16 protein-coding genes and 1 pseudogene are annotated in these 17745 nt (G+C 59.3%); 5 read left to right on the top strand and 12 right to left on the bottom strand.

The genetic code is table 11. The features are described 5' to 3' along the window. Positions 1–67: 67 nt before the first annotated feature. The 9 genes and pseudogenes from FFM53_RS25935 to FFM53_RS25975 form a co-directional block, all read right to left on the bottom strand. Complete coding sequence (locus FFM53_RS25935) at positions 68–853, bottom strand: transporter substrate-binding domain-containing protein (protein WP_138388909.1); 786 nt, start codon at positions 851–853, stop codon at positions 68–70. A 3-nt stretch (positions 854–856) separates the two neighbouring features. Continuing rightward, positions 857–1606, bottom strand: a complete 750-nt coding sequence (locus FFM53_RS25940) for a GntR family transcriptional regulator (protein WP_138388908.1) — start codon at positions 1604–1606, stop codon at positions 857–859. A 195-nt stretch (positions 1607–1801) separates the two neighbouring features. After that, a pseudogene (locus FFM53_RS25945) lies at positions 1802–2226 on the bottom strand (PIN domain-containing protein). Continuing rightward, complete coding sequence (locus FFM53_RS25950) at positions 2223–2477, bottom strand: FitA-like ribbon-helix-helix domain-containing protein (protein ID WP_138388907.1); 255 nt, start codon at positions 2475–2477, stop codon at positions 2223–2225. Before FFM53_RS25950 ends, FFM53_RS25945 begins: the two are co-directional and overlap by 4 nt. A gap of 149 nt (positions 2478–2626) precedes the next feature. Further along, entirely contained in the window at positions 2627–3397 is a 771-nt protein-coding gene (locus FFM53_RS25955) for an amino acid ABC transporter ATP-binding protein (protein ID WP_138388906.1), read from the bottom strand. A gap of 13 nt (positions 3398–3410) precedes the next feature. Continuing rightward, positions 3411–4070, bottom strand: a complete 660-nt coding sequence (locus FFM53_RS25960) for an amino acid ABC transporter permease (protein ID WP_011648868.1) — start codon at positions 4068–4070, stop codon at positions 3411–3413. A 6-nt stretch (positions 4071–4076) separates the two neighbouring features. After that, entirely contained in the window at positions 4077–4739 is a 663-nt protein-coding gene (locus tag FFM53_RS25965; protein WP_138388905.1) for an amino acid ABC transporter permease, read from the bottom strand. 117 nt (positions 4740–4856) lie between these two features. Continuing rightward, the gene (locus FFM53_RS25970; protein WP_138388904.1) at positions 4857–5696 is read right to left on the bottom strand and encodes a transporter substrate-binding protein; all 840 of its coding nucleotides are present in this window, start codon (positions 5694–5696) and stop codon (positions 4857–4859) included. 257 nt (positions 5697–5953) lie between these two features. Further along, positions 5954–6544, bottom strand: a complete 591-nt coding sequence (locus FFM53_RS25975) for a TetR/AcrR family transcriptional regulator (RefSeq protein ID WP_173883684.1) — start codon at positions 6542–6544, stop codon at positions 5954–5956. An 88-nt stretch (positions 6545–6632) separates the two neighbouring features. Between FFM53_RS25975 and FFM53_RS25980 the strand changes: the two genes are divergently transcribed. Next, positions 6633–7436, top strand: a complete 804-nt coding sequence (locus tag FFM53_RS25980; RefSeq protein ID WP_138388902.1) for a crotonase/enoyl-CoA hydratase family protein — start codon at positions 6633–6635, stop codon at positions 7434–7436. Between the two features lie 39 nt (positions 7437–7475). On the opposite strand, the gene FFM53_RS25985 is transcribed toward FFM53_RS25980, so the two are convergent. The 3 genes from FFM53_RS25985 to FFM53_RS25995 all read right to left on the bottom strand — a co-directional run bounded on the left by FFM53_RS25985 (position 7476) and on the right by FFM53_RS25995 (position 12562). After that, on the bottom strand, positions 7476–9263 hold the full coding sequence (locus tag FFM53_RS25985) for a methyl-accepting chemotaxis protein (RefSeq protein ID WP_138388901.1): 1788 nt from the start codon (positions 9261–9263) through the stop codon (positions 7476–7478). A gap of 226 nt (positions 9264–9489) precedes the next feature. Continuing rightward, positions 9490–11673, bottom strand: a complete 2184-nt coding sequence (locus tag FFM53_RS25990) for a DUF1217 domain-containing protein (RefSeq protein ID WP_138388900.1) — start codon at positions 11671–11673, stop codon at positions 9490–9492. A 241-nt stretch (positions 11674–11914) separates the two neighbouring features. Continuing rightward, positions 11915–12562, bottom strand: coding sequence for a TetR/AcrR family transcriptional regulator (locus FFM53_RS25995; RefSeq protein ID WP_003550211.1), 648 nt, complete (start codon positions 12560–12562; stop codon positions 11915–11917). A 164-nt stretch (positions 12563–12726) separates the two neighbouring features. Between FFM53_RS25995 and FFM53_RS26000 the strand changes: the two genes are divergently transcribed. The 4 genes from FFM53_RS26000 (at position 12727) to FFM53_RS26015 (ending at position 17734) form a co-directional block, all read left to right on the top strand. Beyond that, on the top strand, positions 12727–13599 hold the full coding sequence (locus tag FFM53_RS26000; RefSeq protein ID WP_138388899.1) for an EF-hand domain-containing protein: 873 nt from the start codon (positions 12727–12729) through the stop codon (positions 13597–13599). Positions 13600–13918: 319 nt separating this feature from the next. After that, the gene (locus tag FFM53_RS26005) at positions 13919–15211 is read left to right on the top strand and encodes a flagellar hook protein FlgE (RefSeq protein ID WP_138332901.1); all 1293 of its coding nucleotides are present in this window, start codon (positions 13919–13921) and stop codon (positions 15209–15211) included. Between the two features lie 13 nt (positions 15212–15224). Next, positions 15225–16685: a flagellar hook-associated protein FlgK gene (gene flgK, locus FFM53_RS26010; protein WP_138388898.1), complete on the top strand. Its 1461-nt coding sequence runs from the start codon at positions 15225–15227 to the stop codon at positions 16683–16685. Between the two features lie 2 nt (positions 16686–16687). Continuing rightward, a complete protein-coding gene (locus FFM53_RS26015) occupies positions 16688–17734 on the top strand; it encodes a flagellar hook-associated family protein (protein ID WP_138388897.1) in 1047 nt (348 codons plus the stop codon). Positions 17735–17745: the final 11 nt, after the last annotated feature.

The following is a 17745-nucleotide window of genomic DNA, read 5'->3' on the forward strand; positions in this document are numbered from 1 at the left end:
CTTGCGGTGACGGATCGTCATGTCATCCCGCGCGCAGGCGCGGGATGACATCCGTAGGACCGGGTCCTTACAGATCCGACGGAAGATCGGCGCCGAGCCACTTCTGCGATATGGCGTTGAGCGATCCATCGGTTTTTGCGGCGGCGATAATGCCGTTCACCTTCTCCAGAAGAGCCGCCTGTTCCTTGTTGAGGCCGATGTAGCAGGGCGAGTTCTTGATGAGGAACTTCATCTCAGGGCGCTTGGGGGGATTTTTGGCCAGGATTGCAGCGGCCACGACGTTGCCGGTCGCGATGGTGTCGACCTGGCCGGAGAGGAAGGCCGAGATGGTGCCGTTATTGTCCTCGTAGCGCTTGATCGTCGCGTCGGCCGGCGCGATCTTCGTCAGTTCGAGGTCCTCCACGGCGCCGCGCGTGACGCCGATGCTCTTGCCCGCGAGGTCTTCCACCTTGGCGATCGAAACATCGGCCGGTGCGAACACACCATTGAAGAAGGGCGCATAGGCCGTGGTGAAGTCGATCACCTTTTCGCGCTCCGCATTCTTGCCGAGGCTGGAAATGACCAGATCGACCTTATTCGTCTGCAGATAAGGAACGCGGTTGGCGCTGGTGACCGGCACGAGTTCGGTCTTGACGCCCAGCTTTTCGGCAATGAGATTGGCCACATCGATATCGTAGCCCATCGGCGCCATATCGGTACCGACGCTACCGAAGGGCGGAAAATCCTGCGGGACGGCGACACGCAGCGTACCGCGCGCCGTGATGTCGGCGAGAGCATCGGCGTAAGACGCGGAGCCGAAGCCGAAGGTTGCAGCCAGGGTCGCGATTGCGAAGAAGACTCGTCTTGTCAGCATGTTTTAATTGCTCCTTTGAAGTTGTGGCTTTTTGGGTCTGACAGTTGGGCCGGAGGACACGGCCTTGGGAGGGAGTGACAGCGAACTGCGCAGTTCCGAGAGCGGATCCGGGCGTGTGGTCAGGTCGAGGCCCATTTCCACTTCGTCCAGATGTTCGATAGAGAGCTCGGCAGCTCTGACGAAATCACCCGCTTGCATGGCCTCGAAGATGCGGCAATGCCCGTCATGAGACTGTGCTGCATGAAATTCAGACTGATAGAGCATCGAAATGAGGATCGTCCTCGCGGTGAGATCGCGGAGGATATCGACGATGATGGCGTTGCCGCTCAATTCTGCGATGCGGATGTGAAAATCGCCCATCAAATAGATCAGGTGCTGGCGGTCGCCCGCAGCCATTGCGCTTTTTTCCTTGTTCAAATGCGCGTCGAGCGCTTCGCGTCCCTCGCCTGTCAGCACGCGCATGCTGCGCAGCAATCCGGACTCGATGACGCGCCGTGCCTCATAGACCGCGATCGCCTCTTCAGCAGACGGCTCGACAACAAACCAGCCTCGTCTCGGACTGACATGCACGATACCGCGTGTTTCCAAGCGCATCATGGCTTCACGGACGCGGGTTCGAGACACGCTGAAGAGCGTTGCCAGCTGGTTTTCGCTGAGACGCGTCCCAGGCCGAATTTTGGCTGAAAGAATCCCAGAGACGATCGTCTCCTCGATGGTTTTCTGCGTGCTCTCAGATGTGTGGCTATCTTGCATACAAGACAGGAAAGCAAAGCTCGTGCCAAAATCCTGCGTTCAGGATTTCCAAGATGTCTCGGATCCCTCCCCCTGGAATTTGCACGCTGGGAATGCAGACTGAGCGTAAATTGAGCGCGTGCCTGCAACGCCTTGCAAACGCAGACCAGCGTCGAACCACTCACGTGGCGGCTTGTTCTTACTGGCCGAACGACCTTATGCGGTCGAAGCCGCCCAGGGATTGATCACTTCAACACCTGCAGCGTCGAAAGCACTTGTATCGCGCGTGGCTACGGCGAACCCTTTTGATGCCGCGATGGCGGCGATATAGCCGTCCGGAGTGGGAAATCCTCTGCCAGCGGCTCGGGCCTTGACCGCGAGATCGGCATAGCGCCGTGCCGCTGTGATGTCGAAAGCCAAAATACGGCTTTCGAAGAGTTCCATCAGACCGTCCAACGCGTCGCAGAGCCTTTCCTTGCGTTTGCCAGCCGGGAGGGCGCCGATTCCAAACATCAGTTCGGCGATCGTGACGCTAGAAGGAAGAGGGTTTCGGCTGCCTGCTCATCGAGCCAGAATTTCACGGCTTCGTCGGGCGCTGGTTTCATCGCCTCGGAAACGACGTTCGTATCGAGGATAATCATTCAAAGCTCATCGGCTTTGCAGGCAATGTGTCGCGAGCTTGGTCCAGAACGGCAAAGTCCTCATTCGTCAACGCGAGGCGACGGCTCCGTTCGGCGAGCGCGCTGCCAAGACGCAGGCGTGTTTCCGGACGGACGGCAGCCTCGAGGATTTCGCGCATTTCCGCTTCGGCGCTACGCCCGTGATGAGCCGCACGCACCTTGAGAGCACGGTGCGTCGCGTCGGAGAGGTTTCTGATTGTGACTGCGGGCATGATGGCAACCTGTGGGACATGATAGCGATGCTAGCAATATAATGGATTGCCATCACATTCGATGTGCGCTTGCCATGCGATCGTAAGCCAACCAGTCGTTAGGGGAGTTGCGCCACCGTAACGTGTGATCGGCATGGATTCTCTTTCGTCTAGTTGAAACTCGAGGTCTTGAGGAATTCCGCCAGCCGTTCGGTCTTTGGATGCACGAACATGTCCTTCGGATCGCCCTCCTCGCAGATGACGCCCTGGTTCATAAAGATGACGCGTGACGAAACGTCGTAGGCAAAGCGCATCTCGTGCGTGACGAGCAGCATGGTCATGCCGTCGGCGGCAAGCCCCTTGATGACCTGAAGCACTTCGCCCACCAGTTCCGGGTCGAGCGCGGAAGTCACTTCGTCGAACAGCATCAGCCTCGGCGACATGGCGATGGCGCGGGCGATCGCGACGCGCTGCTGCTGACCGCCGGAAAGCTGTCCGGGATAATGGTTCGAGCGGGCGGAAAGGCCGACACGATCGAGCCATTTTTCCGCGATGGCGCGGGCATCCGGCTTGGCCATTTTCTTCACCTTGACGAGGCCGAGCATGACGTTTTCAGCGGCACTCATATGCGGAAAAAGATTGAACTGCTGAAACGCCATGCCGGTCAGCGCGCGCTGGCGCGCAATCTCTTTCTCGCTCTTGCGGCGGCGCGTCGCGCCTTCGGCGCGGTAGCCGATCTCCTCGCCGTCGAGGCTGATCGTGCCGCCCTGGAATTCCTCGAGCATGTTGATGCAACGCAGCAAGGTGGTCTTTCCGGAGCCGGACGAGCCGATGATGGAAATAACTTCGCCTTCCTGCACGGCGCAATCGACGCCCTTGAGGACTTCGTGGATGCCGTAAGTCTTGCGCAGACCCTGGATGTCGAGAATGGTCTTGGCCATCGGGGGTGTCTCCTCAGGACGGCAGGGCGGTCTTGCGCTCGACATATTTGCCGAAGTGCTCGATGCCGTAGTTGATGATGAAATAGAGACCACCGGCCAGGAAGTAGAACTGGAGGCTCATGAAATTGCGGGAGATGATCTCCTGCGTGCGCAGGAGAAGCTCGGCGACGCCGATGACGGAGAGCAGCGTCGAGGCCTTCACCATCTCGGCCGCCGTATTCACCCAGGCCGGCAGGCACTGGCGCATGGCCTGCGGCCACAGCACCGAGGTGAAAGTCTGGGTAAAGGTCAGGCCGATCGCCTTGGCCGCTTCGGTCTGGCCCTTCGGGATCGCCTGAAGCGCCCCGCGCACGATTTCGCCGACATGGGAGGAGCAGAAGATGGCAAGGGCAAGCACCCCGGCCGAGAACGGTCCGAGATCGAGGCCGACGGCGGCGGAGACGTAGTAGCTCGCCAGCACCAGCACGAGCACCGGCGTGCCACGGATGATATCCGTATAGGCGCGCACGGCCAGACGCAAAACAACGCCGCCATAGACGAGCGCCAAACCGACGAAAACGCCAAGTATGGAACCCGCGAGGATGGCCAGCAGGGAGATCGACACGGTCACGCCGATGCCGTTCATGATGACGTATCGAGCGATCCAGAGTTGTTCGAGAAAAGTGTGGGACATCAGGGCTTATCTCGGCAGGGCCAGACGGCGCTCGACGAAGCGCATCACGGCGGCGATGAGGAAACAGGTCGCGACATAGAGCGCGGATGTGACCATCCAGGTCTCTATGACGCGGAAGCTCTCGACATTGATCTTGCGGGCGGCAAACGTCAGCTCGGGCACGGCGATAGCGGCGGCGAGCGAGGTGTCCTTGAAGAGTGAGATGATCGTCGAGGACAGCGATGGCAGCACGTTGCGCAGCATCAGTGGAGCGATGATGGAGCTGCGGATCTGCATCCCTGTCAGGCCGATGGCAAGCCCCGCTTCCGTCAACCCTCTTGGAATGGACAGCAGCCCGGCGCGGAACACTTCGGCCAGATAGGCGCCGGAATAAAGCGACAGAACCAGGACGAAGCTTTTTATCTTGTCGAGGCGCAAACCCATTTGCGGCAGCGCGAAAAAGACGAAAAGCACCAGGACGAGAATCGGCAGGTTGCGAATGACAGTGACATAGATCCGTGCCGGCACGACCGCAAAGCGGCTTTTGGACGTCAGCGCGAAGGCCACCACAAGGCCGATCGCGGCCCCGATCAGGATTGAGATCACCGCAAGGCCGAGGCTGAGCGCGAGCCCGCTCAAAAGAAAATCGAAATTGCGCCAGACGGCAGCGAAATTCAACGTGTAACCCATACGGGCCGCCCTTTCAGACCAGAGCATGATGCCGAAAAGTCTGAGCGGTTTTCGGACAACGTCATGCTCTCACTTTTTAAATGCGGAGCGGGAAACATGTCCCGCTCCGCATGGCTGCTACTTGAACTCGACCGGGAAGCCGATCTGCGGCGGCGTCAGATCTTTGCCGAACCAAGTCTTGAACGACTTGGCGTAAAAGTCGAATTCGACGCCGGTCATGGCTTCGTGCAGGGCGGTGTTGACGAAGTTCAGCCAATCCTGGTCGCCGCGCTTGACGGCGCAGGCGTAGGTCTGCGGGTTCCAGCCGTAGCCGGCATCTTTATAGCGACCCGGATTCTGCGTCATGTACCAGGCGAGCGACGACTGGTCCGTGGCAACTGCATCGGCACGTGCCGATTCCAACGCCTGATAGATCAGGTCGACGGAATCGTACTGGTCGACGGTCGCCTCCGGCAATGCCGCATGCACCATTGCCTCGGCATAGACGTTCTGGAGAACCGAGATGGTAACGGAGGAACCGGCCGCCTTGAGGGCGGCGTAGTCGGCATATTTGCCATCCGCCTTGAGCATGAGGCCGACACCCTCGCGATAATAAGGAATGGTGAAGGCAACCTGCTGGGCGCGCTCGCCGGTAACGGTCATGAACTGGCAGGTGATGTCGACTTTGTCGGTGGTGATGTTCGGGATGCGGGCGTCGGAGGACTGGTTCACATATTCGATCTTTTCAGGATCGCCGAAGAGCGCCTTGGCGATGATGTGGCCCATGTCGACGTCGAATCCCTGAAGCTTGTCGTCGGCGCTCTTGAAGTGCCAAGGCGCATTGGTGCTGCCCGTGCCGAGGACGAGATGGCCGCGGGCCAGCACTTCATCGAGCTTGCTGCCTTCGGCCAGCGCAGGCGTGGACAACAGAGCGGCGACGGCCAGCGATATCACGCCGGTGCGAAAGGAAATGGTCATGGCGTTCCCCTTATGGATGATTCCTATTGTTCCAGTATAATGGACGCATGTCTGTTTTACTGGAACAATGTTATGAAGTGCCATCAAGGATGAATTGTCAATGGGGTCATGCTGAAAAAACGCGCAGTGGCGCGCGTGGCGATTTTTTCGGCAGTGCAGCATTGTTCCGTTGTTTAGAGGCTCAACATCATGCCCTTCCCGCTCAGCGACCTCAGGCCATGCCGAGGGCGAAAGATGCGGTCTTCAGAGCGAGCGCCTTACGCGTTTGCGTTTGCGGTCGCAGCGCGGATCAGTGAACCAGCCGCCTCGCCTGCCGCTTCCATATAGGTCGGATCGCGGTGCAACAGTACGACGGCGAACGAGCCATCGAGCAGCAGGACGATCTGCCGGGCGAGTTGCGGCGCTTCCGCCTTGATTCCGGCCGCCTCGAACGTCACCCGCAACCAGGCCTCGACCCTCTTCTTGTGTTCAATCCCGACTTTCATGGCTGGATGGCCAGGCATATTGGCGAGTTCCGCAGAGGTGCGCAGGAAACCGCAGCCCTTCCACTTCGGATGGCGGGCCGCGCGGGCGAGATTGCGAAAGATGCCTTGCACCTTATCCGCCGGTTCGCCCGCCGTTTCCGCGTACCAGCGTTTGAACAGAGCGAGGTTGGGCTGGTCGCGCGCCTCCAGATAGGCCCCGATGAGGTCGTCCTTGCTGGCGAAATGGTAGTAAAGGGTCCGTTTCGTGACGCCGGCCTCTTCAGCCACCGCATCGACGCTGACGCTCCTGATGCCCTCGTTGTAAAACAGCTTGGCGGCGGCCGAGATGATACGTTCGCGCGTCGGGATTGCGTGTGAGATCATGTCGCCATGTATACCGACTAGTGAATATACACAAGCATCGACCGGCGGCATACTTCTCCTGACGCAGCATAGCGGAAAGGAAAACCGAATGGCCGACACTGTTTTGATCGACAGCCGCGACGGAATCGCCACGCTCACTCTCAATCGCCCGGAAAAGCTCAATGCGCTGAATTACGCCTTGATAGACCGCTTTCTCGCGATCCTCGACGCCATCGAAACCGACAATTCAATCCGGGCGATCATCCTCACCGGCGCAGGCGAGCGGGCATTCTCGGCGGGCGGCGATATCTACGAATTCTCAGAAAGCGTGGCGCAGGGCACCGATGTCGCCATGCGCGATTTCGTCGCGCGCGGACAGCGATTGACTGCGCGGCTGGAAGCCTTCCGAAAACCCGTCATCGCCGCCGTCAACGGCCTTGCCTTTGGCGGCGGCTGCGAGATCACCGAGGCTGTGCCCCTCGCCATCGCCAGCGAACGCGCCCTGTTCGCCAAGCCCGAGATCAATCTCGCAATGCCGCCGACCTTTGGCGGAACGCAGCGTTTGCCGAGGCTGGCCGGGCGCAAGCGCGCCCTCGAACTGCTGTTGACGGGCGACACATTCTCCCCGCAACGCGCCCTCGAACTCGGCCTTGTCAACCAAGTTGTCCCGTATGGCGCTCTCATGCCGGCCGCCCACGACCTCGCGCGGCGCATTCTGCGTCATTCACCGCTGGCGGCGGCGAGCATTCTGACGGCGGTGACGCGCGGCATCAACCAGAGCATTGCGGAGGGGCTGCTGATCGAAGGCGAACAATTCGCCCGGATGGCGCCAACCGCCGATTTGCGCGAAGGGCTCGACGCGTGGATCGAGCGCCGCAAGCCGAACTATCCCGGCTCGTGGTCGCTCGATTGATTGCCGCCAATACTGCCGAGAGTGGCTCAGTCAGCGTAATCAGAACTCTTCCCAGTCGGACTTCAGCGCGACGGAGGCCGACCCGCGCTGGATGGATGCGAGGGGCGAATTACGAACGACTTTCAAAGCCGTCGGTGCGGCGGGGTGACGATCCGCCTGCGCAAACGAAGACCTGGATCTCGGCGCATCGTTGAAACGGAACTGCTCAAGAAGCTCGAAGAGCGCGGCAGCCTCTCGGGCAAGGCCATGGCTCGCAGCCGTCTGCTCCTCGACCATTGCGGCATTCTGCTGCGTTCCCTGGTCGACGGTGTTGATGGACTGGCTGATCCCGCCGAGCGCAGTCGATTGCTCGCGCGCCGCCTCCACGATCGCTGTGACGTTGGTATTGATTTCGTGAACCTGACTGGCGATTTCCTGGAGCGCTGATCCGGCATTCGTCACGAGGGCGACGCCGTTTGCGACATGGGAACCGGACGCCGTGATCAGGCTCTTTATCTCCTTGGCAGCTTTCGCCGACCGCTGCGCCAGCTCACGGACCTCTTGGGCAACGACTGCAAAACCCTTGCCCGCCTCCCCTGCTCGTGCCGCCTCTACGCCGGCATTGAGCGCCAAGAGGTTCGTCTGGAAGGCAATCTCATCGATAACACCGATGATATTGGAAATTTCGCGTGACGAGTTTTCGATCTGGTCCATCGCTCCGATGGCGTCACGCACCACCTGGCCGGAATGCTCGGCGTGATTTCTGGCGCGCCCCACGAGTTGACCGGCCTCCTCGGCGCGGCGGCTCGAATCGTTGACCGTCGTCGTGATTTCCTCAAGGGCGGCGGCTGTTTCTTCGACGGATGCCGCTTGCTGCTCGGTACGCTTTGCCAGGTCGTCGGCCGCTGTGCGGATTTCGTTGGAACCGGCTGATATCGCCTTGGCATTTTCGGCAACCGTTGCCATTGCGCCCTTCAACTTCTCCGAGGCGCTGTTGAAGTCCGCACGCAGCCTTTCCAGCGAAGGAATGAATGGCTTCTGGATCGTCTGCGACAGATCGCCGTCCGCAAGATTCGTCAGGCAACGGGCAAGTTGTTCGACATTTTCGACGCGCGCCGTGACATCGGTTGCGAACTTCACGACTTTGAACACTTTGCCGTTCAGGTCGAAAATCGGATTGTAGGAAGCCTGGATATAGACCTTCCGTCCGCCCTTGCCCACACGCATGAATTCGTCGGCAACCAGCTGGCCGCTCGCAAGTTTCCGCCAGAATTCCTTGTAAGCCTCCGACCTCAGGTAATCGGCTTCACAGAAGATCGAATGATGTTTGCCCTGGATTTCGGCAAGCGAATAACCAAGCCCCGACAGGAAATTGTCGTTCGCGGTCAGGATTTCGCCGGCCGGCGTGAATTCGATGATCGCCTGAGCCCGGGACAATGCGTCGATCTTGCCCGAATCTTCGGCAGACCTCAGCTTCTGCGCAGTGATATCAGTTGCAATCTTGATGACCTTGACCGGCTTACCGCGTCGGAACACGGGATTGTAGGATGCTTCGATCCAGACCTCGCGGCCGCCTTTTCCAAGGCGCTTATATTGCTGCTGGTCGAATTTCCCGGCTGCGAGCTTCGTCCAGAAAGCCTTGTATTCCGTTGAGGATACATAGGAAGGCTCGACAAACATGCTGTGATGTTTTCCGACAATCTCCCTCAACTCGTAGCCGAGCGCCCTGCAGAAGTTTTCGTTCGCGGTGAGGATCCTGCCCGATAAATCAAACTCGATCATGGCCTGCGAATTTGATAAAGCGGCAAGAGCCGCGACAGCATTTGCACCGCGATCAAGAATATTCACGCGCAATCCCCCTAGATTCCGTTGCTGTCAATCCAGCCATTTCGGAAATATTCGCCTATGCTTATTAATGGGGATTTAATTATGAATATAACGTGCAGGATATTTTTGCTTTCAACCAGCGCTGCCTTCATCAGGCGCATCCTGGCAAAGGCAGCCGGCCCCCTGCCCTGCCGGCAGGCAGCGATGCACCTCCGTCAGGCTCTTCGGGAAGGGGCTTGCAGGCCGCTCAACCGCTTTTCAATTGCGCCATAGCAAGCAGCGTATCGGCGCTTATCGTCGCCGAGCCAGTCAGGATCGAAAGTGCCGTCGACGTGGTGCCTGTGCCGTTGGCCATGTCATACATGGCGGTGAAGCGTTTGATCAGATCGTCGACTTTGTCAGGATCCGACAGATCCTCGAGGTCGATAAAATTGTCGATCATCTCGGCTTGCTTGTCGACGTCCATGTTCGAGACGTAACTGGACAGGTTGAAGCTCGTCGTAAAAAACTCAAAGAGCGCGCTGTCGCCCAGAATGTCGTAGGCGCTCGAGATCTCCGGCGCCTTGCGCTGGAAATAGAGGGCAAGGCGCACGCCGGTGTTGCTGTCGCCTTGATCATCCTCCAGCGTCAGCCTGACATAGGCGTCGATCGTCTCCAGCACGTCGCCGCGCTGCTGCACCGTTCCGGTGGGCTCCGCTGAAATATTGCCGTCCTGATCGAAATTGAACGCGCCGACGAGTTCGGCGAAACGATTGTCGCCCAGCTTGTTGACATAACTGTCTTCGTCATCGAGGTCGGAAGAAAACATCTTCTCCAACTCGTCCGACGTGACAGCATCAGGATCGAGCCCCTTCGCCTCGAGCGCGAAGGAAACCAAGCGATCGTCGGCCAGAAATTCGCTGGCCGTGGTGATCGTGGCCATCTGCTCGCGAAAATACGTGATCTCCTCATCCGCCGCATCGGTCGCTTCCGTCAGCTCGTCGCCTTCGAGGTATCGGATCTTGTTCTGCTTGTAATAGGTCGCATAATCGTCGACGACGGATTCCGACATGGCCTGCAGCGGAACGGTCACGTCGCCATTGTCGTCGAAGTTGAAGGCTTTGCGAAAGGCGACGAACCGGTCATCGTCGAGGCTGTTGACATAGCTTTTCGAGTCCGAGGGATCGCTTTCGAGAATTTTCCGGACCTCGTTTCTCGAAACGTTGTCCGGGTCTATGTCATAGGCTCGCAACGCCATTTCCCACAGTTCCGGGAGATCGTCGTTGTCGTCATCGTCGTCGTCATCATTCGACACCAGGAAATCATCGATCGAGGTGACGCTGGCGATGCGCGTCGTATAGTTGTCGACGGCGTCTTCGGTGTCGGTGTTGGCGATCAGCACCTCATAATTTTCATCGAAGGCCGCCGTGGTGGCGGCGGTCTGTTCCGATGTCTGGGCCGTGTCGCCATCGGCAAGAGCGCCGTCTTCATCGAAATTGAAGGCATCGTGCAGTTCGGACAAGCCGATCGCGTCGGCGATATCAGCGCTTTTCAGCGCCGCGGAAATGAAGTTATCGGTCTCGCTATCGGTAAGCCCATAGGCAGTTCTCAGATAGGAAATCAGTTTGTCGTCGCTCATCAACTCATCGACGGAGGTGATGTTGCCGATTTGCGCCGCGAAGTAAGTGTCATAGGCCTCCCCGGTTTCCGAGGAAGCGATCGTCGCGGAGGCTACCGCATAAGCGCTTGTGACCAGCGAGATCTGATCTTCCAACATCACGTCGCCGTCGGTCGAGCCATCCTCGTTGAAGTTGAAGGCCTTCGCCAAGTTGACATAGACCTCGTCGTCGAGCTGGTTGACGAAACTATCGGCATCGTCGAGATCGCTCGTCAAAACACTCTTCAGGAAGCCGGTCGAGGTATATTCGGTGCTGAGGCCGAAAGCCGTCAGCACATAGTTCTTCAGCTTCGAACTCGACAGAAGATCGTCGACCGAGGTGATCGACGAGATATTCTCTTCGAAATAGTCCGTCGCGTCGGCGATGTCGTCCGCCTCGGTGTCGAAGGACCCCTCATAAGCATCGAGCAGATTGTCCCGCTGCACGTCCGATTGCGCCGTCTTCGTCTCGCCGGCGAATTTGAAGGCGGCAGCGAACTCGGCATAACGGGTGTCGCTCAAGCTGTTGGCGAAGCTCGATGAAACGCTGAGGTCGCTCTCCAGCACCTTCTTCATGAAGGCCTTGGCATATGTCATGTCTTCAAGGCCGTAGGCCTTCATGGCGTAGGAATAGAGCTTGTAATCGCTCATGAATTCATCGACGGTCGTGACCTTCTCGATGTTTTCCTTGTAATAGGCGCTGTCGCGGGCAACCGTTGCCTGTGAAGCCACGTTCGAGAGGCTGGCGTTCAGATTTCGCGCGACCGTGAGATAGCTTACATAGGTGGAAACCAACGTCTGTCCCTTTCATAGGCACGGCGGTGCCGCGCGAAAGCCGGCCGGCAGTCACGGGTGAACATTTTTCATCTCTGCGGGAATGTCGTCGCCGGTCATGGCGAAGCGCAGCCACCTACATGTGGCCGAATCAATTTAATAGAACTACATGGTTCTGTAATTCATCCAATGCGGAATTGGAAGCGAAAGTCAAGGGATCGCGTTTTGCCGGACGAAAGCGCGAGGAGCGAATCTGAGCGCTTTAAGTGGCGCCAACGCCTGCGGCAAAGATGGCAATGCAGCGGCGAAGATGGGCAAACAGTTGAGCCCGATCGGGCCAGGCCTGAGCCCGCCCTTCCGGCGGACCCATGCCGCCGAGGATCATATCCATCAGCATCCGGGCTCCGCTCGCCGTATCGTCCAGCGTCAATCTGCCTTCCGACCGGCGTTCGCTCAGCCAGTCGGCGAGATGCTGGCGGCTGGCAAGCATGCCTTCGCGCTGCAGGATATCGACAAGTTCGGGAAATTGCGCCGCTTCGCGAAAGACGAGTTGCAGGAAGCCGGTGCGATCCGCATCCTTGTCCTCATCCATATCGATCATGAAAATGCGCTCGAGGCTCGCGGCAATCGAGATATCTTCGGCAGGCCTGGGCAGATCGAGCATCAGGCGTCGATGCGCGCCGACCACGGCAGCAAACAACTCTTCCTTGCTCTGAAACAGCTTATAGAGCGTCTGCTTCGAAACGCCCGCCTCGGAGGCGACGATCGCGGTCGTGCTTCCGGCATAACCGTATTTGACGAAAACGCGGCCGGCGACTTCGACGATATGCGCCCGCTTATCCTCGTCGCTGGAAACTTTCGGCCGGCCCCGTTTGCGCGGCTCGTCCGCAGGTTCGTCGATAATATCCATGACGGTCTAGACCACCCTGCCGAAACGCGTGCCGACGACCTGAGAACGCAGACTACGATTTCTGAGGGGCAATTTTTTCGGTTGTGGCATTAGTGATTTCGATTTAGAGAACTTATCAGTTCTGTAATGCGTTGCATCCTCACCCTCCTAGCGATGGAGCGCTTATGACGACCATTTCCGCTGCAACATCAGTCTCTTCCTATTCCTATAGCAAGTACCCGACATCCGCGTCCGAGGAGATCCTATCCTCTAATACGGTTTCGTCGGCAAAAGCAACCAAAAGCGGGCAGCTCGATGAAGACACGTCCAGCAGCGCCGACAAACTCCTGTCCCAACTGATGACGCTGTCGATGAACCGCTTCTCCGATCAGTCGGTATCGGGCGAGGATGAGGATGGCGGCGAAGGCATGGACGTTGCCCAATTGGACAGCGATGGCGACGGCTATGTGAGCAAGGCCGAGTTCGTCGCGGCCCGGCCGTCCGACGTGACGGAGGACCAGGCCAACACGCTTTTCGACAGCTTCGACAGCGAAAGCACTGGCTCGCTATCGGTCGATGCGCTCGCCGAGGCCATGTCGGTTGAGCAATCGCAACGCTCCGGCGGACCGCCACCTCCGCCCGCCGGTGATGACGATCTTGCATCCCTGCTCTCCGATCTCGATACCGATGGCGACGGCTCCATCAGCAAGGACGAGTTCGTCGCAGGCCGGCCGTCCGATGTGACGGAAGACCAGGCTGGCACGCTTTTCGACAGCTTCGACAGCGAAGGAGCGGGTTCGCTGTCGGTCGATGCGCTGACCGAGGCCATGTCGGCCGAGCAGTCGCAACGTTCCGAAGGAGCGCCACCGCCGCCCGCAGAAGACGACCAGTCTCAATCCCTGCTCTCCGATCTCGATACGAATGGAGACGGGCTCGTGACATTGGACGAGTTCATGGCAGGCAAGCCCGAGGACGTCACCGAAAGCCAGGCGAGCCAGCTCTTTAGTCTGCTCGACACAACCGACACCGGTTCATTGTCCGTTCAGTCCGCGGGCTGACGGCGGATACGGAGCGTCGCCATTGCAGTTGCTGGAGAAACTGCAATGAGACGATCTGAAAGCGGCCCGGCAGTGGAGCTGGCAGAGCCTTCAGCCGGGCCGTTCGTGAAATACTGAAACGTTGGTGCGCCGCCACAGGCGCACGATACTAGCGCGCGGATGAGCCGAAGCGCCTATCGCCATCACGGGGTCAGTCCAGACAATCAGATCATCGACCGGTGTCGGCCTTGCCCGGCGCCAGCGATGTCGTGCGCCCGCAATCCAGGCCCTGGAAGCCCCTCGTCACATGGCATGTTCCCAAACCTTAAAGGATCGAGCCATGAGCATTTTTGGAAGCATGAAAACCGCCGTCTCCGGCATGAGTGCACAGGCAAACCGGCTGAGCACGGTTTCCGACAATATCGCAAACGCGAATACCACCGGCTACAAGGCCGTTTCCACGTCCTTTTCGTCGCTGGTCCTGCCGTCTTCCTCGGGCAATTACAATTCGGGCGGCGTTCAGACATCCGTGCGCCAGGCGATTTCCCAACAGGGCGACATTTCCTATACGACTTCGGCCTACGACCTGGCGATCTCGGGAGACGGGTTCTTCATCGTGGAAAGCGCCGACGGCACGCCTGTGCTTACCCGGGCCGGTGACTTCTCGGTCGACAGCGACGGCAATCTCGTCAACGGTGCCGGCTTCACGCTTATGGGATATTCCTATGATTCCGGCGTACCGGCAGTGGTCGTCAACGGCTTCGACGGCTTGGTGCCGGTCAACGTATCCCAATCGGGCTTGAGCGCCGTCGCTTCGAGCAGCGCCTATTTCAGCGGCAACCTGAACTCCGAAGCGACCGTCGTCACGGATACGACGACGCTGCCGAGCGCCAATACGGCAAGCGTCACCGACGACACGCAAAAGATGTCGCTGGTTGCCTATGACAGCCTCGGCGGCACCGTCCAGTACGACTATTACTTCACCAAGACCGGCGTCACGACGGATGCAAGCGGCGCGGTCACCGGCAGCACCTGGGAGGTCGCGGTTTACCGCAATGCCGATGCAGCCACTGGCAGCACGACGTCCTTTCCCTACTCTTCCGATGCCGTGAGCGTTGCAACGCTCTCCTTCGACGCCGATGGCCAGCTGACCTCCGCAACCGACACCGACATCGTCGATCCGGTGACGGCAAAGACGATCACCATGGACTATTCCGACTTCACCCAGCTTGCCTCCGACTTCTCGGCGACGGGCTCGGCAGACGGCCAGGCCGCAAGTGCGGTGAGCTCGGTGTCTATCGGTGCGGATGGCGTGGTGTCGGTCTCCTACGCGAACGGCGCGACAAAGGCTCTCTACCAGATCCCTCTCGCGACGGTCGCCAGCCCCGACAATCTGACGCTGCTCAGCGGCAACGTCTATAGCGCCAACGGATTGTCCGGCGTCACGGTCACCGGCTTCCCGCAGACGAACGGGCTTGGCTCCATCCAGTCCGGCGCTCTCGAAAGCTCGAACGTCGATCTCGCCGGCGAACTGACGGAGATGATCGAGGCGCAGCGCAGCTATACCGCGAATTCCAAGGTGTTTCAGACCGGCTCCGATATCATGGATGTCCTCGTCAATCTGAAACGATAGGGAGGGCGCCGGCATGTCGCTCACCTCCGCCTTGAACAGCGTGCAAAGTATTTTCAACACTACGGGCCAGCAAAGCAGCGTCGTCTCGACGAATATCGCCAATGTCGGAAATTCCGACTATGTGAGACGGGAGGCGTCGGTTACGACGTCTCTTTCCGGCGCCCAGGTCGTCAGCATCAGCCGGGCGCAGGAAACTGCGCTGCTTGCGCAGTATCTGCAAACGAATGCCAAGGACAGCGCCCAGCAGACGCTGGTGACCGGTCTCGAAAGCCTGAAGTCGCTGGTGGGCGGCAATGACTACGAGACCTCGCCGAGTACCTATCTCACGGCATTCCAGCAGGCGCTCCAGACATTCGGCACGTCGCCAAGCAGCACGACCGCCGCGCAATCGGCCGTGACCGCCGCGCGGGATCTCGCCAATTCGCTAAATACCGCAAGCGACGGCGTCCAGTCGATCAGAGCCGAGGCGGATGCGGAGATCGCCACACAGGTCTCCACCCTGAATACGCTGCTGTCTGAGTTCGAGGCGGCCAACAATGCGGTCAAGCTGGCGACATCGACCGGCACCGATACATCCTCGGCACTCGACGAGCGTGAAAAGCTCCTGAAGCAGATCTCCTCGATCGTCGGCGTCACCTCCACCGTGCGCGACAATAACGATATGGCGCTCTACACCTCTGATGGCACCGTGCTGTTCGAGACCATTCCCCGCACCGTCACCTTCGCGTCGACAGCAACCTACGTTGCCGGAACGGAAGGCAATTCCATCTATATCGACGGCGTTGCGCTCGACGCCGGCGAGGGATCGACGACGAGTGCCTCGGGCAGCCTGCAAGGGCTGCTGCAGCTTCGCGACGAGATCGCCCCGACATTCCAGGCCCAGCTCGACGAGATCGCCAAATCGCTCGTCCAGATCTTCTCGGAAACAGACGGCAGCACGAGCGCGCCGGGACTTTTCGTCTGGACGACGGCGTCAGGCGCAACCGGGGGAACACCTGCTGCTTCCGACGATACGACAGGGATCGCCTCCACCATCTCGGTCAATCCAGCCGTCGTCACCAGCGAGGGCGGCGATGCGACAAAGCTGCGCGATGGCTCCATCAGCGGGATCACCGATCTCAACACCTCGGGAGACAGCGGCTTCTCGGACAATCTCGACGCCCTGTATGAGGCGCTGACGGAACAGCGCTCATTCTCTTCCGACGCCGGTCTCTCGACGTCGCAAAGCCTGACGGACTACGCCAGCGCCTCCATCGGCTGGCTCGAACAATATCGAAGCGACGCCACGTCGGCCTCCGAAACCACGGCGGCGGCCTTGTCGCGCTCCGACGAGGCCTATTCCAACGAAACCGGCGTCAACCTCGACGAGGAACTGACACTGCTTCTCGACATCGAACAATCCTACAAAGCGGCGACAAAGATCCTGAACGTCATCGACGAGATGTTCCAGTCGCTCCTCGACATAGCGAGCTAGTCATGAAAGCATCTTTTGTCTCATCATCGGCGATGCAGAATGTTTTGCGGCTCACCATCAGCCAGTCCCAAAACAAGCTGCAGCAGGCCTCGACGGAAGCGACCACAGGAACCTACGCCGATATCGGCGTATCCCTCGGCGCCGGCGCTGCAAAGTCGATCAATCTCACCAGCGCCATCGCCCAGGCTGCCTCGTTCAAGATGAGCAATGCCGTCGTCGAATTGCGCATGAACGCATCGCAAACCGCTCTTTCGAGCCTCAAGGATGCCGGGGACAGCCTGGTCTCGAACCTGACTGCGCTCCAGGCGAGCCAGGATACGACGAGCATCGCCGTTGCCCTGCAGACGGCGAGCGCCACGATTTCGCAGCTGGTCTCGACGGCAAACACGTCAGTCAATGGCGAGTTCCTGTTCGGCGGAACGAACCTCGACAGCCAGCCTCTGACCGATCAATCCTCGGCGGTCTCGGCTACAATCGTTTCGGCTCTGAACGATTATGTAACCGGTCTCGGAAAAGACGTCAGCGAATTGACGGGCGAAGAAATCGGCAGCTTCATCACCGACACGGTCGAGCCGATGTTCTCCGAGAGCGCCTGGACGGACGCTTCCGAAGGCTGGTCGGCCGCTTCCAGCACCGACATGACGAGCCGGATCAGCGGATCGGAAACCATCACCTCGTCGGCCAGCGCCAATTCCGAAGGCATGCGTTATCTCGCGCTCGCCTCCGTCGTCGTCTCTGCCCTCTTCGGCCAGGATCTCAGCTCCGACGCGCAGAGCACCGTCGCATCCAAGGCGATCGCCTATGCGGCGCAGGCGACCTCCGGGATCGTGACGCAGCAAAGCGAACTCGGCCTCGCCCAGGAACGGCTCGAAAAGGCAAATGACGCGCTCGACGCTCAATCCACTCTGCTTCAGGGAAACCTCGTCGATCTCCAGGGCGTGGATACCTATGAGGCCTCGACGCTCGTCAACCAGCTGCAGACGCAATTGGAAACGGCCTACACGCTCGTTTCGAAACTCCAGAGCCTGAGCCTGGTCAACTATCTCTGACGGATTGAAAA

The organism is Rhizobium indicum, assembly GCF_005862305.2.
Lineage (GTDB): Bacteria > Pseudomonadota > Alphaproteobacteria > Rhizobiales > Rhizobiaceae > Rhizobium > Rhizobium indicum.

Coding starts and splice junctions, on each gene's coding strand:
- FFM53_RS25935 (WP_138388909.1), bottom strand. CDS start 853: ATGCTGACAAGACGAGTCTTCTTCGCAATCGCGACCCTGGCTGCAACC.
- FFM53_RS25940 (WP_138388908.1), bottom strand. CDS start 1,606: ATGCAAGATAGCCACACATCTGAGAGCACGCAGAAAACCATCGAGGAG.
- FFM53_RS25950 (WP_138388907.1), bottom strand. CDS start 2,477: ATGCCCGCAGTCACAATCAGAAACCTCTCCGACGCGACGCACCGTGCT.
- FFM53_RS25955 (WP_138388906.1), bottom strand. CDS start 3,397: ATGGCCAAGACCATTCTCGACATCCAGGGTCTGCGCAAGACTTACGGC.
- FFM53_RS25960 (WP_011648868.1), bottom strand. CDS start 4,070: ATGTCCCACACTTTTCTCGAACAACTCTGGATCGCTCGATACGTCATC.
- FFM53_RS25965 (WP_138388905.1), bottom strand. CDS start 4,739: ATGGGTTACACGTTGAATTTCGCTGCCGTCTGGCGCAATTTCGATTTT.
- FFM53_RS25970 (WP_138388904.1), bottom strand. CDS start 5,696: ATGACCATTTCCTTTCGCACCGGCGTGATATCGCTGGCCGTCGCCGCT.
- FFM53_RS25975 (WP_173883684.1), bottom strand. CDS start 6,544: ATGATCTCACACGCAATCCCGACGCGCGAACGTATCATCTCGGCCGCC.
- FFM53_RS25980 (WP_138388902.1), top strand. CDS start 6,633: ATGGCCGACACTGTTTTGATCGACAGCCGCGACGGAATCGCCACGCTC.
- FFM53_RS25995 (WP_003550211.1), bottom strand. CDS start 12,562: ATGGATATTATCGACGAACCTGCGGACGAGCCGCGCAAACGGGGCCGG.
- FFM53_RS26000 (WP_138388899.1), top strand. CDS start 12,727: ATGACGACCATTTCCGCTGCAACATCAGTCTCTTCCTATTCCTATAGC.
- FFM53_RS26005 (WP_138332901.1), top strand. CDS start 13,919: ATGAGCATTTTTGGAAGCATGAAAACCGCCGTCTCCGGCATGAGTGCA.
- flgK (WP_138388898.1), top strand. CDS start 15,225: ATGTCGCTCACCTCCGCCTTGAACAGCGTGCAAAGTATTTTCAACACT.
- FFM53_RS26015 (WP_138388897.1), top strand. CDS start 16,688: ATGAAAGCATCTTTTGTCTCATCATCGGCGATGCAGAATGTTTTGCGG.